The organism is Pseudomonas sp. SCB32 (assembly GCF_009189165.1).
Classification (GTDB): Bacteria; Pseudomonadota; Gammaproteobacteria; order Pseudomonadales; family Pseudomonadaceae; genus Pseudomonas.
Genome location: NZ_CP045118.1, coordinates 2,730,935 through 2,756,118, shown reverse-complemented (window position 1 = coordinate 2,756,118; position 25,184 = coordinate 2,730,935). Strand labels below are relative to the sequence as shown.

The window sequence follows — 25,184 nt, the reverse complement described above, 5'->3', positions numbered from 1 at the left end:
CGCCTGCGCCTGCACCCGTGCAAGACGGCAAAGCGGTCGTCCCGGATCATGAGCTGACGCCCTGCATCTGCCCGAGACGCTCCAGCGCCAGGTCGTAGTCGAAGTCTTCGATGGCCGTGGCCAGCTCGCGCAGGACGGACACCTCCTCGCGGCCCCGATAGAGGCTGCAGAGCTGGCTGACGACCTCTTCCGCGCGGGTATCGCTGCTCATCAGCAGGTCCCGCAACTGGCGCATCAGGACCGGTGCCTGGCCCTGATCCACGCTCCCGGCGGTGGACTCCGCCTCGGGGCTGCCGAGGAAGCGCGCAAGCCCACTCTGCACGCGGTCCAGCTCGGCCCCCACATCCGCCAGCAAGCCTGCGATACGCTCTGCCGGCAGCTCCGTGCGACAGCCCTCCTCCAAGGCTGCCGCAACCCCGGCCAACGCCAGGGCGCCGATATTGGCAGCCGCGCCGCGCAGCGAATGGGCGGCACGGCGCTCCGCCGTCGGGTCGCCCTGCCCATCGATGGCCTGGAACTGCGCGACGAAGTCGCGGTAGCCGCTCTGGAAGCGGCGCAGCAACCGGTCGTAGAGCGACTGCTTTCCGGAGCAGGTCGCCAGGCCCGCCTGCATGTCGATGCCCGGCAGGCTGACGTCCTCAGGCTCCACTTCGCTCGCCTCCACCGCCGTCGTCCCCACCGTTTGATCAGAGGCCAGCCAGCGGGACAAGGTGAGGAACATCGCCGGCGGGTCGATCGGCTTGGAGATGTGGTCGTTCATGCCGGCCAGCAGCGCCTCTTCCCGGTCGCCGGCCATGTTGTTGGCGGTCATCGCGATGACCGGCAGCGTGCTCAGTTCCGGTCGCCGGCGCAGCGCGCGGGTCGCCGCATAGCCGTCGAGTACCGGCATCTGGCAATCCATCAGCACGCAGTCGAAGTTCTGGTCGGCCACCAGGCGATCGAGCGCCTCCTGGCCATTGCCGGCCAGCACCACCTCGATGCCGGCATCGCCCAGCAGCTCCAGGGCAAGCTCCTGGTTCAGCTCGTTGTCTTCCACCAGCAGCACACGGCTACCCGCCACCGCGGCCAGGGCCTCGGCGGCGGCGCTGTCCCGTTCGCGGCTGCGCGGCTCAGCGGTGCTTTCCTTGCCCAGGGCGACGTTGATCGCTTCCAGCAGGGTCGAGGGCGTTACCGGTTTGGTCAGCACAGTGCCCAGATCGACGCCACGTTCCTGCGCGGCATCCATGGCTTCATCGCGACCGAAGGCCGTCACCATGATCACCGCCGGCACGCACTCGCAATGGCCCTCCCGCAGCCGCGCGACGACTTCGATGCCATCCATGCCCGGCATCTGCCAATCCACCAGGATGAGCTGATACGGCAGCCCCTGCCGTTCGGCATCGCTTACCCAGTCCAGCGCTTCGATGCCATTGCGCGCGATGTCCACTTCAAGCCCGTAGCTCAGCGCCATGCCCGAGAGAATCTCGCGAGCCGAGGCATTGTCGTCGACCACCAGCGCCCGCACGCCGAGCAGCTCATCCGCGCGCAGCATGCGCCGGGGCAATGCGGCTGTGTGAGAGCCGAAGCACGCATGGAAGTGGAACACCGAGCCCTTGCCCGGCTCGCTGTCGACCCAGATCCGTCCGCCCATCAGCTCCACCAGGCTCTTGGAAATCGACAGTCCCAGGCCGGTGCCGCCGTAACGCCGCGAGGTCGAGGAATCGGCCTGAATGAAGGACTGGAACATGCGCCCGCACTGCTCGGCGGTCATGCCGATACCGGTGTCGCGGACCCAGAAGTGCAACTCCGTCTCGTCGTCGTCGACCGCCGCCGGCTCTATGCCGAGGACGATCTCCCCGTGATCGGTGAACTTCACCGCGTTGTTGCCCAGGTTGAGCAGCACCTGGCCCAGGCGCAGCGGATCGCCCACCAACGCGGTGGGCAGGTCGTGGCTGAGCTGGAACAGCAGCTCCAGGGACTTCTCCTCCGCCTTGAAGCCGACCAGGCCGGAGAACTGTTCGAGCACATCCTCCAGACGGAACTCGACGTGCTCCACCGACATCATCCCGGCCTCGATCTTCGAGAAGTCGAGAATGTCGTTGATGATGCCGAGCAGCCCTTCGGCGGAGCGGTGCACCTTCTTCACGTAGTTGTGCTGCCGCGCATCCAGCCCGCTTTTCAGGGCCAGGCTGCTCATGCCGATGATGACGTTCATCGGCGTGCGAATCTCATGGCTCATGTTGGCCAGGAACTCGCTCTTGGCCCGCGTCGCCTCCTCGGCCAGCTCCTTGGCGCGACGCATCTGCTGCTCGGCCAGCTTGCGCTGGGTGATGTCGTACAGCCAGGCCAGCACGGCGAATTCGCCGTGGTGATGGATCGGCAGGTAGGTCGCCAGGATGTCCCGTTCCCCGCCCTGGCTGTCGTACAGGCGCACTTCGCGTTCAAGCATCCGCTCGCCGGCCCGCATATGGCTCCAGATCGCTTCGCGCTCGGCAGCCTCGACATAGAGCCCGCTGGCATCGTCGCCAGCCCTGAGCCCGAAGGTCTGGTTGAAGGCCGGGTTGACCAGGTGCAGCTGCCGCTCGGTGGCGATGGCGACACTGACCGGGCTGCAGTCGAGGATGTACTGCAGGCGTTTCTCGCTTTCCTGCAGGGCCGCTTCCATGGCGCGCCGCTCGCTGATGTCGCGCACCGAGGCGCACACGCAGACGCCGTGGCCGAGCAGGTCCGGCAGCGGCGCCAGGGCGATCTCCACCGAGAAGCGGCTGCCGTCCTTGCGCAGGCCATGCAGGTCGGCGATGGCTCGTCCCATCTGCCGGCTGCCCTGTTCCACAATGAACCCCTGGCGTAGTTGCGCATGATGGGCGCGATGAACCTCGGGCACCAGTTCGTCCACCGAGCGCCCGAGCAGTTCGCCCTGGGCATAGCCGAAGAGGACTTCCAGCTTGGGGTTGGCCAGGATGATCCGGCCGCTCTGTTCCACCACCAGCATGCCGTCCGGCGCCGATTCGAGGATGCCCTGGTACCAGGCCTTGGTCGCCTGGATTTCCTGCTGCCGGGATTCCAGCTCGTGCTTCTGTGCCTGAAGATCGGACGCCTGGCGCTCCATCAACTCGGCCTGGGTGAGGGTTTCCGCCAGCAGCTGCTCGGTGCGCGAGGTGCGTTCGAGGATTTCCAGGTTCATGGCGAGCAACGGCAGGAACTCGTCGAGCAGCGTCCGCCGGCTCGGGCTGAAGCCATCCAGAACCTCCAGTGCAAGCACGCCGACCATGCGCTCGCCGTGTATCAGCGGCAGCACTTCAAGGAACTGCGGTGGCGCGTATTCACCCTCCAGGGCGGGCTCGGGATCGCGCAGCTGGATCGGCCGCCGCTGCTTCGCACACTGCCCGATCAGCCCCTGCCCCATGGGCAAACGCCGGGGCAGCGCGGGAGGCGCCGCGTAGCTGCCCAGCAATACCAGCTCATCGCTGGACTCCTCGTGAACATGCACCGAGGCGCGTCGCAGTGCCAGGGGCGGCGCCAACGCCGCCAGAATCCGGTCACCCAGCTCCGCCGAGCCGGCGACGGACTGCATCTCGCTGCTCAGGGTCGCCACCTGGGTCTTCACCCAGCGCTGGCTGGCCATCTGCCGGGCCTCGGACTGCAAGGCGGTGATCGCCCGCGCCAGCTCACCGACTTCGTTGGGGTAGTCCTGGAACGGTACTTCGACGTCCAGCTCCCCCTTGCTCAGCGAATCGACCGAAAAACGCAGCAGATCGGCCGGGCGGCGGATCGACAGGCTGATCAGTACGCCGAACAGCACGCCACCGCCCAGCCCCAGCGCCAGCAGCCAGAAGGTCAGCTGGACGCTGCGGTGAAAACGCTCCGAGGCCATGTTCACTTCCAGATCGGCGCCCGCGCGCTTGATCTGGGCGACCTCGGCCAACGCCTGGTTGGCCACCTCGCCGGGACGCTGCAACGCCGTGGACGAGAGCAAGGCGCTAGCCGCAAGGTCACTGGCCTTGCCGCCGTTGATGCGCTGGTCGTTCAACTCCAGGACGTGCTTCACCTGGTCCTGGTATTCCTCGTAGGCGCCCTCGAAACGCACCAGCCCCTGCAGGGCACTCGTGCGGTAGATGAGCGGGCGCGCCTGCTCGATTTCCTCGCGCAGGGTCGCCTTGCCCTCGTTGAATTCCCGGAGCGCCTGTTGCTTGCCGCTCTCGTCGGGGGCCAGCACGATCTGCCTGACGTTGCGCCCCATGCCCGCCAACGCGACACGGGCGGCCTCGATGTGCGAGAGGCCGAGCATTTCCTTCTCGTAGATCTGGTTGATCTGCAGGTTCTGCTGGCGCTGCACGTTCAGGCTGTACAAACCGAGGAAGAACGCCAACAGCAGCAGTCCGCCAAAACCCAGCACCAGGCGGGTACGCAGTCGCAGACGTTGAAGAAAGCCGAGCGGTGTCACCATCGGGCTGCCTCCTGGCAGGGTTGGCGTGTTGCGAAGCAGCGCTCCTGCGCCAGCCTGCCCGGTCAGGTCCGCCCGGCCAGATCGCTATCGCTGTCGCCGAAACGCTCGGCGATGCTATGGAACTCGTCCTGCAAGGTGATGAAGGCGTCGACGATGTCCGGGTCGAAATGCAGGCCGCGCTGCGCCCGGATGTACTCCACGGCGCCTTCATGGGGCATCCCGACCTTGTAGACGCGCCGGCTGATCAGCGCATCGTAGACATCGGCGACCGCCATCAAGCGTGCCGCCAGCGGAATCGCATCGCCGGCCAGGCCCTGGGGATAGCCCGAACCGTCCCACTTCTCGTGGTGACCGTAGGCGATCTGCTTGGCCAGCCGGAGGAAGGGAACATCCATGCCCAGACGCTCCTCCGCCGTCTGCAGGGCCTCGAGCCCCAGCGTGGTGTGCCGCTTCATCAGCTCGAACTCCGCGGCCGTGAGGCGACCGGGCTTGAGCAGGATGTGGTCCGGGATGCCGACCTTGCCGATGTCGTGCAGCGGCGCCGACTTGAACAGCAGATGGCGGGTTTCCTCGTCCAGCTCGGCGGCGAAGCGCGGGTGCCGCTGCAAGTGCTCGGCCAGGGCGCTGATGTAGTGCTGCGTGCGGCGGATGTGGTTGCCGGTTTCGTTGTCACGGGTTTCGGCCAGGGAGGCCATGGCCAGGATGGTGACGTCCTGAATGGCCGCCACCTCGCGGGTGCGCCGCTGCACCTCCTGTTCGAGGAATTCGTTCTGGTCGCGCAGGAAGTCGTTGGCGGCCTTGATGCGCAGCTGGTTGTCCACGCGCATCAGCACGGTCGGCGGATTGATCGGCTTTGTGAGGTAGTCCACCGCGCCGAGCTCCAGGCCACGCACCTCGTCGTCGGTGGCGCCCTGGGAGGTGATGAAGATGACCGGGATGTGCCGCGTGTTCGGCTGTTCGCGCAGGCGCTGGCAAACCTCGAAGCCGCTCATGCCCGGCATCATCACATCCAGCAGGATGAGATCCGGCGGCTCGTCGGAGGTGGCAATCTGCAAGGCCTTCTCACCGTTCCGGGCAGCCTTGACCCGGTACAGGACCTTGAGCAGATCCGTCAGCAGCGTCAGGTTTTCGGGCGTATCGTCGACGATCAGGATCGTCGGCCTGACAACGGGACCAGGTACATTCATTGACCATCCTCCGCCAAAGTAGACGCGCCCGTGGCAGATCCAGCCCTGGCGCAGACGAGAGTATAGCCACTGCCTTGGCCAGCTCCTGGCGGAACGAAATAAGCCCCTTGCCCAGGCCGGGCAAGGGGCTTTTCTTCGGGGGCGATCAGCCTTCCAGGTGTTGCTTCAGCGCCGCCAGGCCATCGACATAGATGCCGGTGAACAGCGCGATGGCATCCGCATCGCTGATGCCTTCGGGGGTGAACGAGCCGAACCATTCCACGCGGGCGCCCTTGCCATTGCTGCCTGCCACTACGCGCAGGGTCGACTGGTAGTCGCGCACCGGCGCCGGGCCCTGGAGGATGGTGTAGCTGTAGGTGCGGCCGGCTTCGTTGAAGTCCAGCAGACGCTCGATGATGGTGTCGCCGGCGATGCTCTTCAGGGTGCGCACGCGACCGCCTTCGCTGAGGGCGCTCTGCGGAATGAAGGGCAGCCAGCCGGGCAGCGAGTCGAAGCCGCCGATCAGTTGCCAGACCTTGTCGGCGTCGGTGTTGAGATCGATGTATGCAGTGGCCTTGGCCATGATGTTTCTCCCGGGGCTCTGGCCCCAACGATTCGATGATTCAGTGAGCTGATGATTTGAGGCTAGCCGCCGGGCCTGACGCCCGGCGGCGCAGGGGTCAAACGGCAGGGACCGGCGCCACGGCGCTGATCAGGCCCTGGGCGCGCAGGTCGTTCCAGAACGCGGCCGGGATGACGGCGCTGAGCGCGGCATGGTCTTCGTTGGAGTGCAGCGGACGGGTCGAGCCGGGAATCGCTGCCACCACGGCCGGATGGGCCAGGGCGAACTGCAGGGCGGCGGCTTTCACGTCCACACCATGGGCTCGGGCTACCGCGCGGATGCGTTCGAGCTTGGCCAACACGGCCGGGCTGGCCTTCTGGTACTCGAAGTGCGCGCCACCGGCGGTCACGCCTGAGCTGTACGGGCCGCCGACGACGATGCCGACGCCCTGCTCCACCGCCTGCGGCATCACGCGCTGCAGGGCGCGGTCATGGTCCAGCAGCGAGTAGCGGCCGGCGAGGAGGAAGCCGTCCGGGCGCGGCTCGTCCAGGTCGAGGGTCAGCTCGATCGGCTCGACGCGGTTCACGCCCAGGCCCCAGGCCTTGATCACGCCTTCTTCACGCAGACGGGTGAGCACGCGGAAAGCGCCGGTGCGGGCGATCTCGAACTGGGTCAGCCATTCGTCACCGTAGAAGTCCTGGGCGATGTCGTGGATCCAGACGATGTCCAGGCGGTCGGTGCCCAGGCGCTTGAGGCTGTCCTCGATGGAACGCAGGGTGGCGTCGGCGCTGTAGTCGTTGACGATGCGGTTGCGGTTGCCGTGCTCGAACAGTCCGCTCTTCTCGCCCAGTTCACGGGCGGCCGGGTCTTCCAGTTCATCGAGGATGATGCGGCCGACCTTGGTGCTCAGTACGTATTCGTCACGCGGGCGGTTGGCAAGGGCGGCGCCCAGGCGGGTTTCGGACAGGCCGGCACCGTAGAAGGGAGCGGTGTCGAAGTAGCGCACGCCGTTGTTCCAGGCGGCATCGACGGTGGCCTGGACTTCCTCGGCGGGCACGGCGCGGAACATGTTGCCCAGCGGCGCGGTGCCGAAACCAAGGCGGGTGGGGATCAGGGACTTGAGACTCATGACGGGGTTCTCCGTGTAAGGGGGAGTCGCTTGTGAACTCCAGTGGCGGCAATCCTATGCCCGCCCAGCCAAGACCGTCCAAGTCATAATTCGACAGACTTGAGACTCATGAGGTCATTACCCCTTACCCTGCCTCGCCAGAGTGATTTGCCGGAAAGCGCCGTTCAGACTTCCGAGCAGGCCAGTACCATCTCGCGGAACTCGCTCACGATCGGCCGCAGGTCGACCTTATGCCAGGCCGCCCACAGGCCGGTGCTCTGCCCCAGCCAGGGCAACTCGCGCAGCACCACGTTAGGATTGCGCTCGCCGCCGATGCTCTGCTGGATCAGCGCCAGGCCCAGGCCGGCGGACACCAGCCCGAGGGCGCTCAGCGGCTCGGCGGCTTCCAGGCGAATCTGCGGGGTAAAGCCGGCTTCCACGCAACTGGCGAGGAAGCGCTCCCGGCGGTTCAACTGGGTCTGGCCCTCGACCATGATCCAGTCCTGCTCGTGCAGGTCGGCCGGCTCGATGGCGGCCTTCCCGGTCAGCGGGTGCCCCAGCGGCAGGGCGAGGTGCAGCGGGTCATTGAACACCGGGGCGGCGAGCAGGTCAGGATCGTCGGCCGCTGGCGGCTCACAGACCAGGGCGATGTCCAGGCTGCGCTGGCGCAGGCCTTCGAACTGCTCCTGGGCCGAGAGGTTGTAGAGGGCGATGTGGATGCCCGGCCGTTCCTCGCGCACGCGGCGCAACGCATCGGGCAGCACCCCGGCATGGATGGCGTGGCTGACGTAGCCGACGCACAGCCCGCCCGTCTCACCCCGGCCCAGCCGGCGGCCGAGGGATTCCAGGCGCTCGGCGTGCTTGAGCAGCGCCTTGGTCTCGTGCAGGAAGGTACGTCCGTCGGACGTCAGGCGCAGTCGCTGTTGGCTACGCTCGAACAGTTGCAGGCCGAGGCGTTCCTCCAGCTGGGCGATCTGCCGGCTCAGCGGCGATTGGGAAATGTGCAATTGCTCCGCCGCCTTGCCCACGTGCTCGACTTCGGCCACGGCGACGAAATAACGGAGTTGTCTGAGATCCAGCATATGACCTTCCAGGACTCAAGTGTGTCGAATTAAGTTATGTACGATCTTATAGGCCACCCCTAGGATGTCGCCAGTTCCAGTCGATTACCGGCACATTCCGTGCCCCCTGGATGAGGATTTCACCATGCAGATCGATCTCGGCGGCAAGACCGCCATCATCAGTGGCTCCACCGGCGGCATCGGCCTGGGCATTGCACGCCAGCTGGCCGCCTCTGGCGCCGACGTGGTCATCGTTGGCCGCAACGCCGCCTCCGTGGACGAGGCCGTGGCCGGCATCCGCGCCGCCAACGGCAAGGCCCGTGGCGTGGTCGCCGACCTGGGCAACGCCGCCGGCGCGCAAACCCTGTTCGCCGCCGAGCCCCACGCCGACATCCTGGTGAACAACCTGGGCATCTATGACGATGTCGACTTCTACGACACCGACGACCAGGACTGGCTGGACTTCTACGAAATCAACGTGCTCTCCGGCGTCCGCCTGTCCCGCCACTACACCCCCGGCATGGTCGAGCGCGGCTGGGGCCGGGTGATCTTCCTGTCCTCGGAATCGGGCGTCGCCATCCCCGCGCAGATGATCAACTACGGCGTCACCAAGGCCGCCAACCTCGCCGTCTCCCACGGCCTGGCCAAGCGCCTGGCGGGCACCGGCGTGACCGTCAACGCCATCCTCCCCGGCCCGACCTTCACCGAAGGCGTCGCCAACCTGGTGGCCGACGCCGTGCGCCAGTCCGGCCGTACCCCCCGCGAGGAAGCCGACGCCTTCGTGCGCCGCGAGCGTCCCAGCTCGATCATCCAGCGCGTCGCTGAAGTCGACGAAGTGGCGGCCCTGGTCACCTACGTGGCCTCGCCCTACTCCTCCGCTACCACTGGCGCGGCGCTGCGGGTGGATGGGGGTGTGGTGGACAGCCTGGCGATCTGAGTCGGGCGCAGCAGGCGCCACGGCGCCTGAACCGCTGAACCAAGCCCCGGCTGACAGGCCGGGGCTTTTGTTTGCGCAGGCAGCGTGCAGGCTTCTTTCTTCAAGCCGTACCACTGGCCCTATCCTTTCCGGCATCGCGCGAATGGCCACGACGAAGCGGACGAGAACTCTCCCGGACGCGAAGGCCCGAGACCGAAGACCATGACCCCGGATGAAACGCAAAAAAGGCCGTCTCACCTGGAGACGGCCTTTTCGATCGCTCTTCCCGAGCGGTATCAAGCCCTGTCGCGAGACGGACTTTCCGCAGCTTCAAGGGTGACCTTCTGCGCCCTTCCCAGCCGCACCAGCAACAGCCCGGCAGCGGCCAGCAGCGCGCCTGCGACCGGCACTGCGGCGTAGCCGAGATTCAGGCTGATCACCCCGCCACCCAGCGCCGCGCCCACGGCGTTGCCGAGGTTGAAGGCGCCGACGTTGATCGACGAGGCCAGCCCCGGCGCTTCGGCGGCGGCATGCATCACGCGCATCTGCAGCGGCGGCACCACGGCGAAGGTGGCGACGCCCCACAGCAGCAGGCCGATGGCCGCGCCCACATGGCTGGTCAGGGCCAGCGGCAACAGCAGCATGATCACCGCCAGCGCGGCAAGGAAGATCCGTGCCGAACCATCCAGCGACCAGTCGGCGAGACGGCCGCCCAGGCTGTTGCCAACAGTAAAACCGACGCCGATCAGCACCAGCGCGAGGGTCACGAAGCTGTTCGAAGCGCCGGTCAGCTCGGCCAGCACCGGGGCGACATAGGTGTAGAGGGTGAACATCGCGCCCGCCCCAAGCACCGTGGTCGCCATCGCCAGCAGCACGCTGGGCCGGGCGATCACCGCCAGTTCGCGACGGACATGGGGCACCATGCCGCGCTCGCCCTTGGGCAGCGCGAACCACAGTGCCGCCATGGCCAGTACGCCGAGCCCGGCGGTGCCGGCAAAGGCCAGGCGCCAGCCGACCTGCTGGCCGACCCAGGTGGCCGCCGGCACCCCGCCGATGTTGGCGATGGTCAGGCCCATGAACATGGTCGCCACCGCGCTGGCCCGCTTGTCCTTGGGCACCACGCTGGCCGCCACCACCGCACCCAGGCCGAAGAAGGCGCCATGGTTGAGGCTGGTGACCAGCCGTGAGGCGAGCAGCGTGTAGTAGTCGGGCGCCATCGCCGAGAGCAGGTTGCCGACGGTGAAGATGGCCATCAGCGCCATCAGCGCGGCGCGCTTGCCGAAGCGGCTGAACAGCAGGGTCATTACCGGGGCGCCGACCATCACGCCGACCGCGTAGGCGGTGACCAGCATCCCCGCCGTGGGGATGCTGACCTGCACGCCATCGGCAATCACCGGCAGCAGCCCCATCGGGGTGAACTCGGTGGTGCCGATGCCGAAGGCGCCGATGGCCAGGGCGAACAGAACCCGACCGGATTTCATTTTCCGCCTTCCCCGGCGCCGTATTCGGCGGCGTCGATTTCCGTCAGCGGGCCCTGCATGCGGTAGAAGCTCAGGTCCGTGGCGGTGAAGAAGGCCTTCGAGCGGCCGTTGGCGAAGTCGTCGACATGCACCACGGTGGCGCCGTCGGCTTCCTGCCAGGAGATCACGTAGACCCCTTCGGCGATTTCCTGCCATTGGCAGGCTGCCTCGCCACGGGCGCCGGCATAGGGGCCGGAGACGATGGCGTAGCGGATGCTGTTGCCGTCCGCCGAGTAGACGTTGTGGGCGGACAGGCCGTCGTAGTCGACACGGAAGCCGCGACCGGCGAATACCGGCAGGGAGGTCTGGTTGGATTTGCTCATTTGATGGCCACCGGATTGATGTTGACCTGGGTCGAGCCGACGTACAGCGGCTGGCCGAGGACGAAGAGGAATTCCCAGGCCTGGTCGCGCACCAGCGCGCGGCTGTCGATCAGTTCCAGGTTGTAGATGCCGCGCTTGGCGAGCAGGTACTGGTTGATCGGGAACTCGTCCTTGCCGTGGGGGTTGGGGTAGACCTCCGAGGCCCAGGTGTCGCCACCGAAGGCGACGATGCCCTGGTCGGCCAGCCACTTCGCGGCCTCCATGCCGATCCCCGGTTCGACTTCGAGGAACTGCTTGTTGTCCTTGCCGATCAGCTCCAGCCAGCCGGTGTTGAACAACACCACGTCACCCTTGCGCAGGGTGATGCCTTCCTTCTTCAGCACCGCCTGGATGTCGGCCACGCTGAATTCGGTGCCGCCGGGGACGATGGCCTTGCCGTAGTACGCGGTCATGTCCAGCACCACGCCACGGGTCACGAACGGCGGGACCTTCTCGATGCCGAGTTTCTTCACCCCTTCCACTGTGACGAAATCGGCGGCCTTGTTGCCGTTGTAGTAAAGGTTTTCGATGCCGATGTGGCCAATGCCGTTGAGCTGGGTGCCGACACCGGTCCAGGCGTTCACCAGTTCGTCGTTGACGGTGAACTTGTTCGGGCCGAGGGACTGGCCGCCCTGCTCGCCCGGCTGGATGTTGTAGAGGTGGAAGCTGCGGTGGCGGAAGGCCGGCAGGTTCTTGTCCACCGGCACGGCCAGTGGGTAGGTCTTGCCGGTCTTGACCAGCTGCACCGCCTGTTTGGTCACCTCGGGGGTCAGCAGGTTGGCGGCGCCGATCTCGTCGCCCGCGCCATAGGCGGACGGGTACCAGTCCGCAGCATTAGCGCTCTGAGCGGCCAGCGGCAGCAAGGCAGCCAGGGTGAATGTCGCAAGGGCTTTCATTCTCGAATTCCTGTCGTTGCTCAGGCGGTCGCCAGGCGCGGGTAATCGGTAAGGCCGTGGGCGCCACCGCCGAACAGGGTTTCGCGCTGGTGCGGGTTGACCGCCGCGCCCTGGCGCAGGCGTTCCGGCAGGTCGGGGTTGGCGACGAAGGGCCGGCCAAAGGCGATCAGGTCCGCCCAGCCTTCGCTCAGCGCGGCGTTGGCGCGCTCGGCGGTGTACTTGCCGGCGTAGATCAGGGCGCCGGGGAAGACTTCGCGCAGGCGCTGCTTGAATGCCAGCGGCATGTGCGGGGCGTCGTCCCAGTCGGCTTCGGCGATGTGGATGTAGCCCACGCCGATCTCGCCCAGCAGGCGCGCGGCGGCCAGATAAGTCGTTTCCGGGTCGGCGTCGACGCAACCGTTGAGGGTGGTCAGCGGCGCCAGGCGGATGCCGACGCGGCTCTTGTCGCCCGTGCCTTCGACCAGCGCCTGGGCCACTTCAGCGAGGAAGCGCAGGCGGTTCTCCAGCGAGCCGCCGTACTGGTCGGTACGGTCGTTGGCGTTGGAGTCGATGAACTGGTTGACCAGGTAGCCGTTGGCGGCGTGCAGCTCGACACCGTCGAAACCGGCGGCCATGGCATTGCGCGCGGCCTGGCGGTACTCGTCGACGATGTCCTGGATTTCCTCAGTCTTCAGTGCGCGGGGCTTGGAAGCCTGGACGAACCCAGGGGTGCCATCGGTCTCGGCGACGAACACGTTGACGCCCTCGGCCTGCATGGCCGACGAGGACAGCGGCGCCTGCCCGTCGAGCAGGCTGATGTGGCTCAGCCGGCCAACGTGCCAAAGCTGGGCGAAGATGCGCCCGCCAGCGGCGTGCACCGCCTGGGTGACCTTGCGCCAGCCGGCGACCTGGGCCGGCGAATGGATGCCCGGGGTCCAGGCGTAGCCCTTGCCCAGCGGGGAAATCCAGGTGCCTTCGCTAACGATCAGGCCGGCGCTGGCGCGCTGGGCGTAGTACTCGGCCATCAGCTCGTTGGGCACGTCGCCCGGCTGGCTGGCGCGGGAGCGGGTCATCGGTGGCATGACGATACGGTTGGGCAGTTCGAGGCCACCCAGCGCATAGCTGTGGAACAGCGGGGATGCATTCTCAGACATTGCAAATCTCCTCCAGCGGCTTGGCCGCCGTGGTCGATTGGGCATGGAATTCGGGCAGCACGTACTCGGCGATCTCCTGCAGGGTCTCGTCGAGCGGCCGCAGGTTGCGCCGCAGTTGCAAGCCAACGTGATCGACGCCGGCGGCACGCAGCGCGCGCAGTTCGGCGGCCAGCGCATCGCGGCCGCCACGGAAACCGAAGCGCCAGCGCCGCAGGGGCTCGTCGGCGCGCTCGGCCAGGTCCAGGTGGATGAAGCTCGAATAGGGTTTGGCCCCGGCCACCGCGCGCCAGTTGGCGACGCGGCGCTGGTGGTCTTCCGGCGTGCCGGGATAGGCCAGGCAGCCGTCCAGGTTCGAACCGATCCAGGCCGGGGTCTGCTGCGCCAGGCCGGCTACCAGAAGCGGCAGCGGCGAGGTCGGCGCCGGCAGCACGGCCATGCCTTCGGGCAGGCTCGAACGCGCGGCATCACGCAGCAGCGCGATCTGCTCGCGGAAGTTGTTGCCGCGGCCTTCGAAGTCGCGACCGAACAGTGGGTATTCCACAGGCCGGTCGCCGCTGGCCACGCCGAGCAGCAGGCGGTCGCCGCTCAGGCGTTGCACGCTCGCCGCCGACTTCAGGGTCAGCAGCGGCTCGCGGATCGGCAGCACCACGGCGGCGGTGCCGAGCAGGATGTCGCGGGTAACTCCGGCCAGGTAGCCGAGGTAGGAAAACACCTCGAAGACCTGGGCAGCATCGCCGAACGACGGGTCGTAGAGCGGGACGTCACGCACCCACAGGGCGCGGAAGCCGAGGCGGTCGGCAAGCTGAGCGAGCTTTGCGTGCTGCGCCAGGTCGGGCTCGCCGGGGCGGCGTCCGGCCTGCTGCCGCGCCTGCTCGCCGGCGGGCGTCCAGTCATTGTCCAGCGGGGCTTCGAGGCCGACGCTGAAGCCGCCGCCGGTCAGGCGATGCAGAGGTGCGGACATGGCGATCAATCCCAGATCGGAGCCAGGCCTTCCGGGCTGACTTCGCGGCCATTGCGTTCCAGCGTGGCGATCTTCGCAATGTCGTCGGCATCCAGGCGCAGTTCCTGGGCCAGCAGGTTGCTGGCGAGGTTCTCGCGGCGGGTCGAGGACGGGATTACCGCGTAGCCCAGCTGCAGCGCCCAGGCCAGCGCGACCTGCGCGACAGTGGCGTTGTGCTTGGCGGCAATCGCGGCCAGCACCGGGTCCTTCAGCACCTTGCCGTAGGCCAGGGTCATGTAGGAGGTGACCTTGATGCCCTGCTCCTTCAGGAACGCGGTAAGCGCCGGGTTCTGCAGGTAGGGGCTGAGCTCGATCTGGTTGGTAGCGATCTCGCCCTTGCCCACGGCGGCGATGGCCTGGCGGGTCAGGTCGATGTTGAAGTTGGAGATGCCGATCTGGCGGGTCAGGCCCTGCTTCTTGGCCTCTACCAGCGCGGCCATGTACTCGGGAAGCTCAACGCCATTGCCCGGTGCCGGCCAGTGGATCAGGGTCAGGTCGACGTGATCGGTGCGCAGCTTGGCGAGGCTGTCGCGCAGGCTGGGGATCAGCTTGTCGGCGGCGTAGTTCTCCACCCAGATCTTGGTGGTGAGGAACAGCTCTGAACGGGGCACGCCGCTCTCGGCGATGGCCTGGCCGATGTCAGCCTCGTTGCCGTAGATCTGCGCAGTGTCGATGGTGCGGTAGCCCAGCTCCAGCGCGGTGCGTACCGAGTCGATGACAGCTTGGCCGGTCAGACGGAAAGTGCCGAGGCCGAAGGAAGGAATACTCATGTTTGGGGCTCCAGGAAGGTTGATCGGTTCCAATGGAGCTCAGTGTGCCGGCTTCGCTTTGAACGATTAAGACGCCGGCACGGCAAAGTCTTTTGACTTCAAATCATGAGTAGCCTTCCTGCATGTGAGCAGAGCGCAAAAACTGATCAACCCAGGCTGGCGGCGAACTCTTCCAGTTGGGTGATGACGGTGTTCCAGCCATCGAAGAAGCCCATCTCTTCATGCTTTTCCCGTGAGGCGTCGTCCGGGTGCATGACGTGGGCGGTATAGCGGCAGCCGTTGCCTTCGTCGGTCATGCTGATGATCGCGGTGAAGCCCATCCACGGCGTGTTCGGCCGCCAGCCCGCGGTGAGCATCGAGGTGAACACCAGGCGCTCGCCGGGCACGACGTCGAGAAAGCTGCCGGGGTTGTCGCTGACGCCACCGTCCGGCCCCTTCATCAAGGTATGGAAGGCACCGCCCGGCTTCAGTTCAAAGGCCAGCACTTCGGTGGTCCAGGGCTTGGGGCACCACCACTGCCGGAGCAACTCGGGCTCCGCCCAGGCGCGCCACAGGGCGCTGCGTGGTGCATTGAGCACACGGGTGATGATCAGGTCGCGCGAGTCGGCGGGTTCAGCATTCCGGGTCATGGTCCTGCTCCTCTTGGTGGAGTTGTTCGACGAATTCGGCCATGCGGTCCGACCGCGCTTCCCACAGGGCGCGCTGCTCGGCGATCCACTGCTCGGCCTGCGCCAGTCGCTGCGGCACCAGCTCGCAGGTGCGGGTACGACCGCTCTTGTGGCTGCGGATGAGTCCGCTGCGTTCGAGCACCGTCAGGTGCTTCATGAAGGACGGCAGCGCCATGTCGAAGGGCGCCGCCAGGGTCGACACCGGCTGCGCGCCGAGACCGAGCGCGCCGATGATGGCGCAGCGGGTGGGGTCCGCCAGCGCATGGAACACGTCGCTGATTGCCGCTTCATAGTTAGCCATACGGCTAACTATAGACCTGTGACGGGCGTTGCCAAGGACTTTCTACGAGCGCCCTCAGATCCGCTCTTTCAGGAACTCAATGAAGCGCTGGGTCTTGGCCGGCAACAGGCGGGTTTCGGTGACGGCGTAGACCGGGATCGGCATGCCCTGCCAGTCCGGCATGATGCGTACCAGCCGGCTTTGCTGCAGTTCGTCGGCGACGATCTCCTCGACCATCAGCACGATGCCCTGGTCCAGCGCCGCCAGCCGCCGGGCCATGCCCACGCTGTTGAGGCTGTAGCGCCCGCCGACGGCGACGCTTTCCGTGTGCGCCCCGTGCTGCAGCGTCCAGCTGTCCGCCTTCAGCATGCTCAGGCACTGGTGCCGGGCCAGGTCGGCGGGAATCAACGGCTCGCCCGCCCGCTCGAGGTAGCGTGGCGAGGCGTACAAACCAGGGATGAAAGATGCCAGTGGGCGGGCGATGAGTTGCGAGTTCTCCGACTCGCCAATGCGGATGGCGACGTCGAACGGCTCGCCGATCAGGTCGACCCGCCGTGGAGTGAGGTCGAAATCGAAGCTGATGCCGGGGTACAGCTCGGCGAACTCCGCGATCAGCGGCGCGAGGTAGGCGATCGCGAAATCCACCGGGAAAGACACTCGCAGCGTCCCTCTCGGCTGGGCCAGCATCTCGCCGAGCTGGTCGTGCGCCAGGCGCGCTTCATCGACGATGCGCTTGCAGCGCTCGAAGTAGAGCTGCCCCGCCTCGGTCAGTTCGATGCGCCGCGTGGTGCGGTGCAGCAGGCGCAAGCCGATGGCCTTCTCCAGCGCACTGATGCGCCGAGACAGGGTCGAGTTCGGCACCCCGGTCACCTCGGCGGCGCCACGGAAGCCCTTGGCTTTCACCACTTCCACGAACAGCGCCATGTCGTTCAACAGCTCCACGGTATTGCTCCATCAATGGGTCAATTATTTCAAAAATACCGTATTTATCCCAAATCCAATGGAGAAGATGATCTCCCTCAAGCGAATGCCCAGTTCGCACCACCCTTGAGGATTGCATCATGACTCAGCTGTTCACCCCCGTCCGCGTTGGACGCTACACCCTGCACAACCGCCTGGTCATGGCGCCGATGACCCGCAGCCGCGCGCAGTTCGACGGCACGCCGGGCGAACTGGCCGCCGACTACTACGCCCAGCGCGCCAGCCTTGGACTGATCGTCAGCGAAGGCACCCAGCCCTCGGAAGACGGCCAGGGCTATCTCACCACGCCGGGCATCCACACCGACACCCACGTCGCCGGCTGGGCACAGGTGGCTTCCGCCGTGCATGCCGAGGGTGGCCGCCTGTTCATCCAGTTGATGCACGCCGGGCGCATGTCGCACCCGGACAACACTCCGCATCACCGCCAGGGCGTGGCGCCGTCGGCCATCGCCCCCGGCACCCCGATGTTCACCCTGACCGGCATGCAGGACATCCCGGCTCCGCGCGCCCTGTCCACCGAGGAAGTGCGCCAGACCGTCGCCGACTTCCGCCATGCGGCCCGTCGCGCCATCGAGGCCGGCGCCGACGGCGTGGAGATCCACGGCGCGAATGCGTACCTGATCCAGCAGTTCTTCGCCCCGAGCGCCAATACCCGGACCGATGAATACGGCGGCTCGCTGGAGAACCGCGCGCGCTTCGCCATCGAAGTGGCCAAGGCGATTGCCGAGGAGATCGGCGCGGACCGTACGGCCATCCGCCTTTCGCCCGGCATGCAGATGTGGGGCATCGACGAAGGCCCCGAGGGGCCGGCGCTGTACCGCTATCTGGTGAAGGAGTTGGACAAGCTCGGCCTCGCCTACCTGCACCTCATGCACCTGGGCGACGAGGCGCTGCTGGCCGATATCCGCACGCAGTGGAGCCACACACTGATCCTCAACCGGCCGAACCGCCCGCGTACCGAGATCGGCAATGATCTCGCCGCCGGCCTGGCCGACCTGGAAGCCTACGGGCAGATGGTGCTGGCCAACCCCGATTTCGTCGAACGGCTGAAGAGCAACGCGCCGCTGAACGATACCCAGCGCGAGACCTTCTTCGGTGGTGATGCGCGGGGCTATACCGACTACCCGCTGCTGAGGAGCGCCGTGGGCGCCTGAGTGAAAGTGCCAAGGCTCTCGGAACGAACCCGAGAGCCTTGGCGGGCTGGATCAGCCCTCCTGTCCCAGAGCCACGCTGCTGGCGTGTTCCGGGCTCTTGCGCTTGATCAGGTAGAAGGCCGCATAGCACACCGCCATGAAGCCGAAGCCCCAGTACAGCGAGGGTCGCTGGGTCGGGTCCATTGCCAGGAAGACGAACAGCGAGCAGCAGATCAGGATGCACGCCACCGGCAGCAGCGGGAACAGCGGTGCGGCGTACTTCAGGTCAGCCACGGTGCCGCCCTTGGCCATGTGCTCACGGCGGAAGCGGTACTGCGCGTAGGCGATCACGATCCAGGTCACAGTGCCGGCCATGCCGCTCACCGCCGTCAGCACCATGAACAGGGTGTCGGCGGCGACCACGCTGGTCAGCAGTGAAAGCAGCGAGCAGCCCAGGGTGATCAGCAGCGCGTACAGCGGCACGCCGCGCTTGCTCAGCCTGGTGAGGATCTTCGGCGCCATCCCGGTCCGCGACATGGACCAGAGAATCCGCGTCGAGGCATAGAGCCCCGAGTTGGCCACCGAGAGGATCGCGGTGAGAATCACGAAGTTCATCAGGTCCCCGGCGTAGGGAATGCCGACCATGTCGAACACCTGCACGAACGGGCTTTCCACCAGGCCGGCCTTCTGCCAGGGGATGATCGCCGACAGCACCACGATGGCGAGGACGTAGAAGATCAGGATGCGCAGCACCACGTTGCGCACGGCGCGCGGAATGCTCTTCTCCGGCTGCTCCGCCTCCCCCGCCGCGATGCCGAGCACTTCGCAGCCCTGGAACGCGTAGACCACCGTCATCATCACCGCGAACACCGCGGACAAGCCGTTGGGGAACAGGCTGTCGCCCACCAGGTTGTTCAGCATGGGCGCGGGTTCGCCGTTGCCCAGGTGGATGCCGCCGAAGATCACCAGTACGCCGATCACGATGAACGCCAGGATGGCCACAACCTTGACCCCGGCGAACCAGTACTCCGCTTCACCGAAGGCACGGGTGGCCAGGGCGTTGAGAGAGAACAGCAGCACCACGAAGACCGCCGACCAGATCCAGATCGGCACGCCAGGGAACCAGCGTTCCATCAGCATCCCGGTGGCGGTGAATTCCAGCCCAACGGTGGACACCCAGCTCATCCAGTACACCCAGCCGATCATGAACCCCGTGGCCGGACCGATGTAGCGCGTGGCGTGGACCTGGAACGAGCCGGAGACCGGCATCTCCACCGACAATTCCCCCAGGCAGGCCATCACCAGGTACATCAGCAGGCCGGCCACCAGATAGGCGAGGATCGCCCCCATCGGCCCACCCTGGTTGATGATCACGCCCGAGCCCATGAACAGGCCGGTGCCGATCACACCCCCGAGCGACAGCATGAAGACGTGGCGTCGTTTCAGGGCGCGGTTGAGTTGTGCGTTATCCCGGGACTTAGCCATGACGGACCTCCTCCTGCGGGCGGGTGCCGGTTCGCCAGTCGCAGTCGTGCGCGGGCGAGACGTGGGTCGAATCAAGGTCGTGGTACGGCGGGCAGATCAGTGAAACCACCAAAGCGGTCATGCTCGATAACATCTTGTTGTCCTCTTTATTGCGTATCGGCAGTGGTTTTTGGCGAATCGCCTGGGGTGCCGCACGACGCGCTTCAGGCGAAGCGCTGTGCGGCGAAGGGTTCGGGGGACGTGAACGTGGGCTCTCCACACATGATCTCGGCCAGCAGGCGTCCGGTGACGGGTCCCAGCGTCAGTCCGTGGTGCGCGTGGCCGAAGTTGAACCAGAGCCCCGGATGACGTGGCGCGGGGCCTATCACCGGACGCATGTCCGGCAGGCAGGGCCGGCGGCCCAGCCAGGGTTCGGCGTCGAGGCGACGGCCGAGGGGGAAGATTTCCTGGGCGAGCTTTTCCACCCGGCGCAGCTGGATCTCGTTCGGCCCGGCTGCGGGGTCGGCGAACTCGATGCCGGTAGTGAGGCGAATACCCCGGCTCATCGGCGCGAGTACATAGCCACGCTGGCTGTCGCACAGGGTGTGCTGCAGCTCGGCGTCCTTGGCGGCGTAGTGCATGTGGTAGCCGCGCTTGACCGCCAGCGGGATGCGGTAGCCCAGGCGGCGGCACAGCTCGGCGGAGTCGGCGCCCAGGGCCACCACCAGGTCGGTGGCGACCACATCGCCGTCGCTGCTGCCGACCTGCCACAGGCTCCCTCTGCTGCTCAGGCTGTCGGCATCGCCACGCAGCAGCACCCCGCCACGATTGACAAACAACGCCGCATAACCGCGCACCAGCGCGCCGGGGTCGCGGACCGTCTTCGGGTCGTGCCAGTGAATGCCGCCAATGGGGGCGCTGCCCAGCGCAGGTTGCTGCCGCTCCAGCTCCGCCCGGTCCAGCACGCTGGAACGCAGCCCGAAGCGCTCCAGCGCGGCGGCCTCGGAGACTGCCCGCGCCAGCGCTTCGGGGGTGCGGTACAGGTCCAGCCAGCCGCGCGAGCGGATCAGCGACTCCAGTTGGGCCTCGGCCACCAGGCGGTCATGCTCCTCCACGCTGCGCTCCACCAGGGGCAGCATGTCGCGGGCCGCCTCCTGCAGCCGGCGCGGCGAGGAATTGCGCCAGTAACTGAGCAGCCAGCCGGCGATCTTCGGCAGGAACAGCGGGTTGTAGCGCACGTCCGGCTCGCGGTTCAGGCCATAGCGCAGCAGCGCCAGGGGATCGCGCGGAAAGGCGTAGGGCACCACGCTGGAGCGCTCGATCAACCCGGCATTGCCGTGGCTGGTGCCCGTTCCCGGCGCCGCCCGGTCCACCAGGCAGACGCTGCGACCGCGCTCCTGCAGATGGAGCGCCGTACACACGCCGACGATTCCGGCTCCCAGCACAATGACATCGCAATCCATGAACCTTCCTCGTGTTCGGCCCGGGCTCCGCGCGATGGGCAACGCTCCGCCCTGTCCGCGCCTGCCCGTGGGCATGCAGATTGTTGTGGCGCGCGCAGGCCGGCCCGCAGGAGCTGTCCCGGCGCAGAAAAAAAAAAATCAGTTGGAATACCTGAACCGGCCAGGCTGGCGTGATGCCCGAGGCGCTGTCAGCCGACGCGCCAGATACCGAAGTGCTTCATGGGTACTCCCGCGTATCCGTTATCGGGATGGGTTGAAGGGGGTGGTGTAGCCGACGAACTCGTTGTGCAGTTCGGCGATGGATTCCAGGCGTTTCTCCACGTCCGGCCCCATGCGCTTGAACACGTCGTTGACCAGCAGGTTGACCAGGGACAGCATCGGCGCGTCGGAGCTCCAGAACAGGTTCAGCTCCGTGGGCACCCGGAACACCTCGCTCACGTAGGGCTCGGCCCAGTCGCAGAATTCATCGGTGATCAGCGTGACCGGGATGCCGGCCTCGGTGGCCCGCTGGCAGAGCAGCATCGCGTGGCGCGAATAGCGCCGGGTGTCGAAGACCAGCAAGGCGCTCTGGGACGGGTCGCTGAGCAGCACGTCACTGAAGTTGCCGGCGGCGCCGTCCACCAGGCGCACCCCTTCGCGCAGGTACTGCATCAGGTGGACGAAGGACATGGCGATGCCGCGCTCGGTCTGGAATCCCGCGGCGAACAGCCAGGTGCGGCTCGCCAGGCGCTCGCACAGCGCTTGCCATTGCTCGGTGCGCGAATACTCGTAGACCCGCACCAGGGCCGCCATTTCCAGCTCCAGGCTCTTCGAGGCGGCCAGCGGGGCCTCGTCGCCCTGCCGGCGGAACTCCTCCAGGCGGTCGCCGATCAGCCAGGGGCTGTCGCCCAGGTCATCCTTGAGGTCGGCCTTCAGGGCCTTGAAATGGGCGTAGCCCAGGGAACGGCAGAAACGGCCCACGGTGGACTCGCTGACGCCCAGTTTGTCGGCGATGGAGGCGGAAGTCTCGAACGGCAGCTCGGTCAGGTTCGCCAGCATGTAATGGGCGATGGCGCGGGACGACGCAGCCTTGGCGGTCAGGTTGTCCTTCAGGCGCTGCTTGATCGAACTGTCCATGGGTGCTCCTTCGAGGTGGAAGGAACAATGGTGGATTTCTGTCATATTGTCAAACAATGCAAGTTAACTTGCATTTTAAGGGCAAACTCAGGGAATCCGGCAGCGCAGAAACGACGAAGGGGACAGTCGCCTGTCCCCTCCCCGGCCTTGCGTAGAAGGCCCGAAACGTCAGTCTGACGCTCAGCCCGAAACCGGCTGCTGCAGGTTCCCGCGCCGGACCAGGCCGCTCATGCAGGTGACGGCGAAGGCGATGGCCAGCGCGCCGCTGCCCAGCAGGAAGATCAGCTGGTGGTTGGAGCCTTCCACCAGCAGGGCGATCAGCGCCGGGGTGAAGGCCGCCGCGGCCATCAGGATCACGCTGACCAGCGGAGTGAGGTTGCCGCGCGGATCGTTGGTGGTGATCAGGGCCATGTAGTAGGACAGCGCCAGCACCCAGCCGAAGGTGAGCAGGAACAGCGCGGCGAATAGCTTGGTGGGCGTATCGGTGTGGCCGGTAAGCATGCCGATCGCGACGAAGATGGACACCAGGCCCAGGGTGATCATCGCCTGGCGGTTGACGCGGGCACCCAGCAGGCTGGGCAGGCCGGCGCCCGGCAGACCGGCGATGTTGGCGAGGCCGAAGGCCCAGCCGATATCCACCGCCGAGATGCCCTGGTCACGGGCGAGCTGGTCGACGAAGCCCCAGACGCAATAGATGGCGATCTGCATGAACAGCATCCCGACCAGCGCATTGCGCCCGGTGCGGGCGGAACCGCCGTCGCTGGCCATCTGCTCGGCCGGCACGCCGGAGCGCACGGCAACGCGCGGCAGCACCAGGGCGGCCAGGCAGATCAGCAGGTACCAGCCGGCGACCGAGCAAAGGGCGATGACGCTACCACTCTGGGCGGCGAGCAGCGGCAGTGCGGCGGAGAAGAAGGTGTACTCCGGGGTCTGCAACAGCAGCATCAGGCCGAAGGAGCGGTCCTGGTCGGGCAGGCGACCGAGGCTGGAGACGGCGTAGGAATAGATCAGCCCCGCCGCGGTGCCGGCGAGCAGGCGCACGAGCAGCAGCAGGGCGTTGCTGCCGACCCAGGCGGTGGCCAGGCTGAAGGCCACGCACAGCAGGCCGACGTACAGGCACAGGCTGCGCCCGCTGTAGCGCTTCATCAGGGCCGGGCAGATCAGCGTGCCGAGCGTCATCCCCACCATTTCGATCGAGACGACCCAGCCCTGCTGGTCGAAGGACAGGCCCAGCCGCTCGGTGAGCAGGCCCATGAAGATGGGTTGGACGCCGCAGACGATGAACGACGTACAGGCGATAAAGATGAGGGAGGCACGCAGTAGCTTGGAATTCTTGTTCATACGGGGACCCTGACGCTCTGTTCCGGCACGGGGGCTCGCCCACCTCGATCGTGTGCGCCGTCCTGCTCGGACGCGCCTCACGAGCGCATGCAGCTTCCCGCCGCCAGGGCTGCCCTGTGCGCAGAACTTGTTTTTATTTTCTGGACGATCCGCCGGAACCTTCCGCAAGGCAGGTCCCAGAGCCGTCCGACGACAGAAGTGGCCTGGCCGGGTGAGCCCAGCCCCTTCTCGCGGCGCATCCTAGGTTCAGGGGTAATGCAGTTGAAAGTTAAATATACGAATCACGTCCAGTTTGATTCTTAATAGTTTGTACCGTCGCCAAGGGTGCTGATCGCAACACTCCAAGCATTCTTGAAATGGATCAAAAGGATTTTCATATTTAATTTGTTAATGATCGGGAGCCTCTCCTATCGTGTGCGCCGCTTTCACTTGCGGGGCCGCACGCCGCCATCCCGAGCCCGGCTTCAAGCCGTGCCCCGCCGCAAAGGGCCTGCCATGAACGACCGCCTATTCATCAATGCCATCGACGCCGACGGCCTGCCGCTGAACATCGCCGTGAAGGACGGGCGCATCGCCCAGATCGGCCAGGACCGCCCTGCTCTGCCGCACGCCGAGGTCATCGACCTGCAGGGCCACCTGGTCCTGCCGGGCTTCGTCGACGGCCACATCCACCTGGACAAGAGCTTCGTCGGCGACCGTTGGCGCCCGCACCAGCACACCGACAGCTTGCGCGAGCGCCTGGCCATCGAGAAGCGCGAGCTGGCCACTGCACCGCCCATCGTCGGCCGCGCCGATGCGCTGATCCGCCAGGCCGCCTCGTTCGGCACCATCGCCATGCGCTGCCACGTCGACGTGGACGCCACCACCGGGCTGACCAACCTGCACGCGATCATGGAAGCCCGCGAGAAGTGGAAGGGCCTGATGGATATCGAGCTGGTGGCCTTCCCGCAGGCCGGCGTGGTGTCCTGCCCCGGCACCGCCGAAGTGCTCGAAGCCGCCGCACGCGAGGGCGTGGAGGTGGTCGGCGGCATCGATCCGACGACCCTCGATGGCGCCGCCGACGAGCAGCTCGACATCGTCTTCGGCATTGCCGACAAGCATGGCGTCAAGCTCGACATCCACCTGCACGAACCGGGCGAGATCTGCACCGCCCAGCTCGAACGCATCGCCGCGCGCAGCCGCGCCCTCGGCTTGCAAGGGCGTGTCGCGGTCAGTCATGCCTATGGCCTGGGCGACATCTCGGCCGCCGAGCTCGACCGCATCGCCGAAGTACTGGCCGTTGCCGGCGTGTCGATCATGACCAACGCGCCGGGCGACTGTAACTTCCCGCCCGTGCTGCGCCTGCGCAAAGGCGGCGTGCGGGTGTTTACCGGCAATGACAACATCCAGGACGCCTGGTGGCCGTACGGCAACGGCGACATGCTGCAGCGCGCAATGCTGGTGGGCTACCGCTCCGGCTTCTACACCGACGAGGACCTGCGGGTCGCCCTGGACATGGCCACCGAAGCCGCCGCCGGCGTGATCGGCAAGGCCGACTACGGGCTGAAGGTGGGCAATGAAGCCAGCTTCGTCGTCATCAAGGCGCCCAACGCGGCGGCAGCCGTGGCCGCCGTCCCGCAGGAGCGGGCCATCGTGCGCCACGGCCGGTTCTGGGGCGTGCCCGCGCGCCTGCCGTTCCAGCCCGAGTAGTCGCGGCGCTGACCTGCTGACCGCGAAGGGGCGACGATATCGCCCCTTCGTGCATTCAAGAACAGCCCAGGCCCGTTCAAGGGCGTAATGCTGTTCACTTGACGTGAAACGCCGCTCCGCGCGCAGGGG

At 66.6% G+C, this 25,184-nt stretch carries 21 protein-coding genes; 3 read left to right on the top strand and 18 right to left on the bottom strand.

The window, feature by feature from the left end; translation table 11 throughout:
- Positions 1-46 precede the first annotated feature (46 nt).
- From GA645_RS12920 to GA645_RS12900, 5 genes are all read right to left on the bottom strand, one after another.
- The gene (locus GA645_RS12920) at positions 47-4,426 is read right to left on the bottom strand and encodes a response regulator (protein ID WP_152223343.1); all 4,380 of its coding nucleotides are present in this window, start codon (positions 4,424-4,426) and stop codon (positions 47-49) included.
- A 62-nt stretch (positions 4,427-4,488) separates the two neighbouring features.
- Positions 4,489-5,613 (bottom strand): two-component system response regulator, encoded by a 1,125-nt coding sequence (locus tag GA645_RS12915; protein WP_152223341.1) that lies wholly within the window; start codon positions 5,611-5,613, stop codon positions 4,489-4,491.
- Between the two features lie 145 nt (positions 5,614-5,758).
- Positions 5,759-6,175 (bottom strand): SRPBCC family protein, encoded by a 417-nt coding sequence (locus GA645_RS12910; protein WP_152223339.1) that lies wholly within the window; start codon positions 6,173-6,175, stop codon positions 5,759-5,761.
- 97 nt (positions 6,176-6,272) lie between these two features.
- A complete protein-coding gene (locus GA645_RS12905) occupies positions 6,273-7,283 on the bottom strand; it encodes an aldo/keto reductase (RefSeq protein ID WP_152223337.1) in 1,011 nt (336 codons plus the stop codon).
- A gap of 164 nt (positions 7,284-7,447) precedes the next feature.
- On the bottom strand, positions 7,448-8,344 hold the full coding sequence (locus GA645_RS12900; protein ID WP_152223335.1) for a LysR substrate-binding domain-containing protein: 897 nt from the start codon (positions 8,342-8,344) through the stop codon (positions 7,448-7,450).
- A 124-nt stretch (positions 8,345-8,468) separates the two neighbouring features.
- Between GA645_RS12900 and GA645_RS12895 the strand changes: the two genes are divergently transcribed.
- Positions 8,469-9,260, top strand: a complete 792-nt coding sequence (locus GA645_RS12895) for an SDR family NAD(P)-dependent oxidoreductase (RefSeq protein WP_152223333.1) — start codon at positions 8,469-8,471, stop codon at positions 9,258-9,260.
- Positions 9,261-9,535: 275 nt separating this feature from the next.
- On the opposite strand, the gene GA645_RS12890 is transcribed toward GA645_RS12895, so the two are convergent.
- The 9 genes from GA645_RS12890 to GA645_RS12850 all read right to left on the bottom strand — a co-directional run bounded on the left by GA645_RS12890 (position 9,536) and on the right by GA645_RS12850 (position 16,810).
- On the bottom strand, positions 9,536-10,720 hold the full coding sequence (locus tag GA645_RS12890; RefSeq protein WP_152223331.1) for an MFS transporter: 1,185 nt from the start codon (positions 10,718-10,720) through the stop codon (positions 9,536-9,538).
- Positions 10,717-11,082, bottom strand: a complete 366-nt coding sequence (locus tag GA645_RS12885) for an adenylate cyclase (RefSeq protein WP_152223329.1) — start codon at positions 11,080-11,082, stop codon at positions 10,717-10,719. The genes GA645_RS12890 and GA645_RS12885 overlap by 4 nt, the downstream gene beginning before the upstream one ends.
- Positions 11,079-12,017 (bottom strand): cyclase family protein, encoded by a 939-nt coding sequence (locus GA645_RS12880; RefSeq protein ID WP_152223327.1) that lies wholly within the window; start codon positions 12,015-12,017, stop codon positions 11,079-11,081. Before GA645_RS12880 ends, GA645_RS12885 begins: the two co-directional genes overlap by 4 nt.
- A 20-nt stretch (positions 12,018-12,037) precedes the next feature.
- Positions 12,038-13,150: an alkene reductase gene (locus GA645_RS12875; RefSeq protein ID WP_152223324.1), complete on the bottom strand. Its 1,113-nt coding sequence runs from the start codon at positions 13,148-13,150 to the stop codon at positions 12,038-12,040.
- The gene (locus tag GA645_RS12870) at positions 13,143-14,111 is read right to left on the bottom strand and encodes a TIGR03571 family LLM class oxidoreductase (protein WP_152223322.1); all 969 of its coding nucleotides are present in this window, start codon (positions 14,109-14,111) and stop codon (positions 13,143-13,145) included. The genes GA645_RS12875 and GA645_RS12870 overlap by 8 nt, the downstream gene beginning before the upstream one ends.
- Before the next feature lie 5 nt (positions 14,112-14,116).
- Positions 14,117-14,920, bottom strand: a complete 804-nt coding sequence (gene dkgB / locus GA645_RS12865; RefSeq protein WP_152223320.1) for a 2,5-didehydrogluconate reductase DkgB — start codon at positions 14,918-14,920, stop codon at positions 14,117-14,119.
- 146 nt (positions 14,921-15,066) lie between these two features.
- A complete protein-coding gene (locus GA645_RS12860; protein ID WP_152223318.1) occupies positions 15,067-15,549 on the bottom strand; it encodes an SRPBCC family protein in 483 nt (160 codons plus the stop codon).
- Positions 15,533-15,889: a helix-turn-helix transcriptional regulator gene (locus GA645_RS12855; protein WP_152223316.1), complete on the bottom strand. Its 357-nt coding sequence runs from the start codon at positions 15,887-15,889 to the stop codon at positions 15,533-15,535. Before GA645_RS12855 ends, GA645_RS12860 begins: the two co-directional genes overlap by 17 nt.
- A 54-nt stretch (positions 15,890-15,943) precedes the next feature.
- Positions 15,944-16,810, bottom strand: a complete 867-nt coding sequence (locus GA645_RS12850) for a LysR family transcriptional regulator (RefSeq protein WP_178119531.1) — start codon at positions 16,808-16,810, stop codon at positions 15,944-15,946.
- 119 nt (positions 16,811-16,929) lie between these two features.
- Between GA645_RS12850 and GA645_RS12845 the strand changes: the two genes are divergently transcribed.
- Positions 16,930-18,003, top strand: coding sequence for an alkene reductase (locus GA645_RS12845; protein WP_152223314.1), 1,074 nt, complete (start codon positions 16,930-16,932; stop codon positions 18,001-18,003).
- A 51-nt stretch (positions 18,004-18,054) separates the two neighbouring features.
- Here GA645_RS12845 and GA645_RS12840 read toward each other — a convergent pair whose 3' ends face one another.
- The 4 genes from GA645_RS12840 to GA645_RS12825 form a co-directional block, all read right to left on the bottom strand.
- On the bottom strand, positions 18,055-19,467 hold the full coding sequence (locus GA645_RS12840) for an amino acid permease (protein ID WP_152223312.1): 1,413 nt from the start codon (positions 19,465-19,467) through the stop codon (positions 18,055-18,057).
- 203 nt (positions 19,468-19,670) lie between these two features.
- Positions 19,671-20,909, bottom strand: coding sequence for an FAD-binding oxidoreductase (locus GA645_RS12835; protein ID WP_152223310.1), 1,239 nt, complete (start codon positions 20,907-20,909; stop codon positions 19,671-19,673).
- A 240-nt stretch (positions 20,910-21,149) separates the two neighbouring features.
- Positions 21,150-22,025, bottom strand: a complete 876-nt coding sequence (locus GA645_RS12830; RefSeq protein ID WP_152223308.1) for a MurR/RpiR family transcriptional regulator — start codon at positions 22,023-22,025, stop codon at positions 21,150-21,152.
- Positions 22,026-22,205: 180 nt separating this feature from the next.
- Positions 22,206-23,366: an MFS transporter gene (locus tag GA645_RS12825; protein ID WP_152223306.1), complete on the bottom strand. Its 1,161-nt coding sequence runs from the start codon at positions 23,364-23,366 to the stop codon at positions 22,206-22,208.
- Positions 23,367-23,861: 495 nt separating this feature from the next.
- Between GA645_RS12825 and GA645_RS12820 the strand changes: the two genes are divergently transcribed.
- Positions 23,862-25,055: an amidohydrolase family protein gene (locus tag GA645_RS12820; RefSeq protein WP_152223304.1), complete on the top strand. Its 1,194-nt coding sequence runs from the start codon at positions 23,862-23,864 to the stop codon at positions 25,053-25,055.
- The last annotated feature ends 129 nt before the right edge of the window (positions 25,056-25,184 follow it).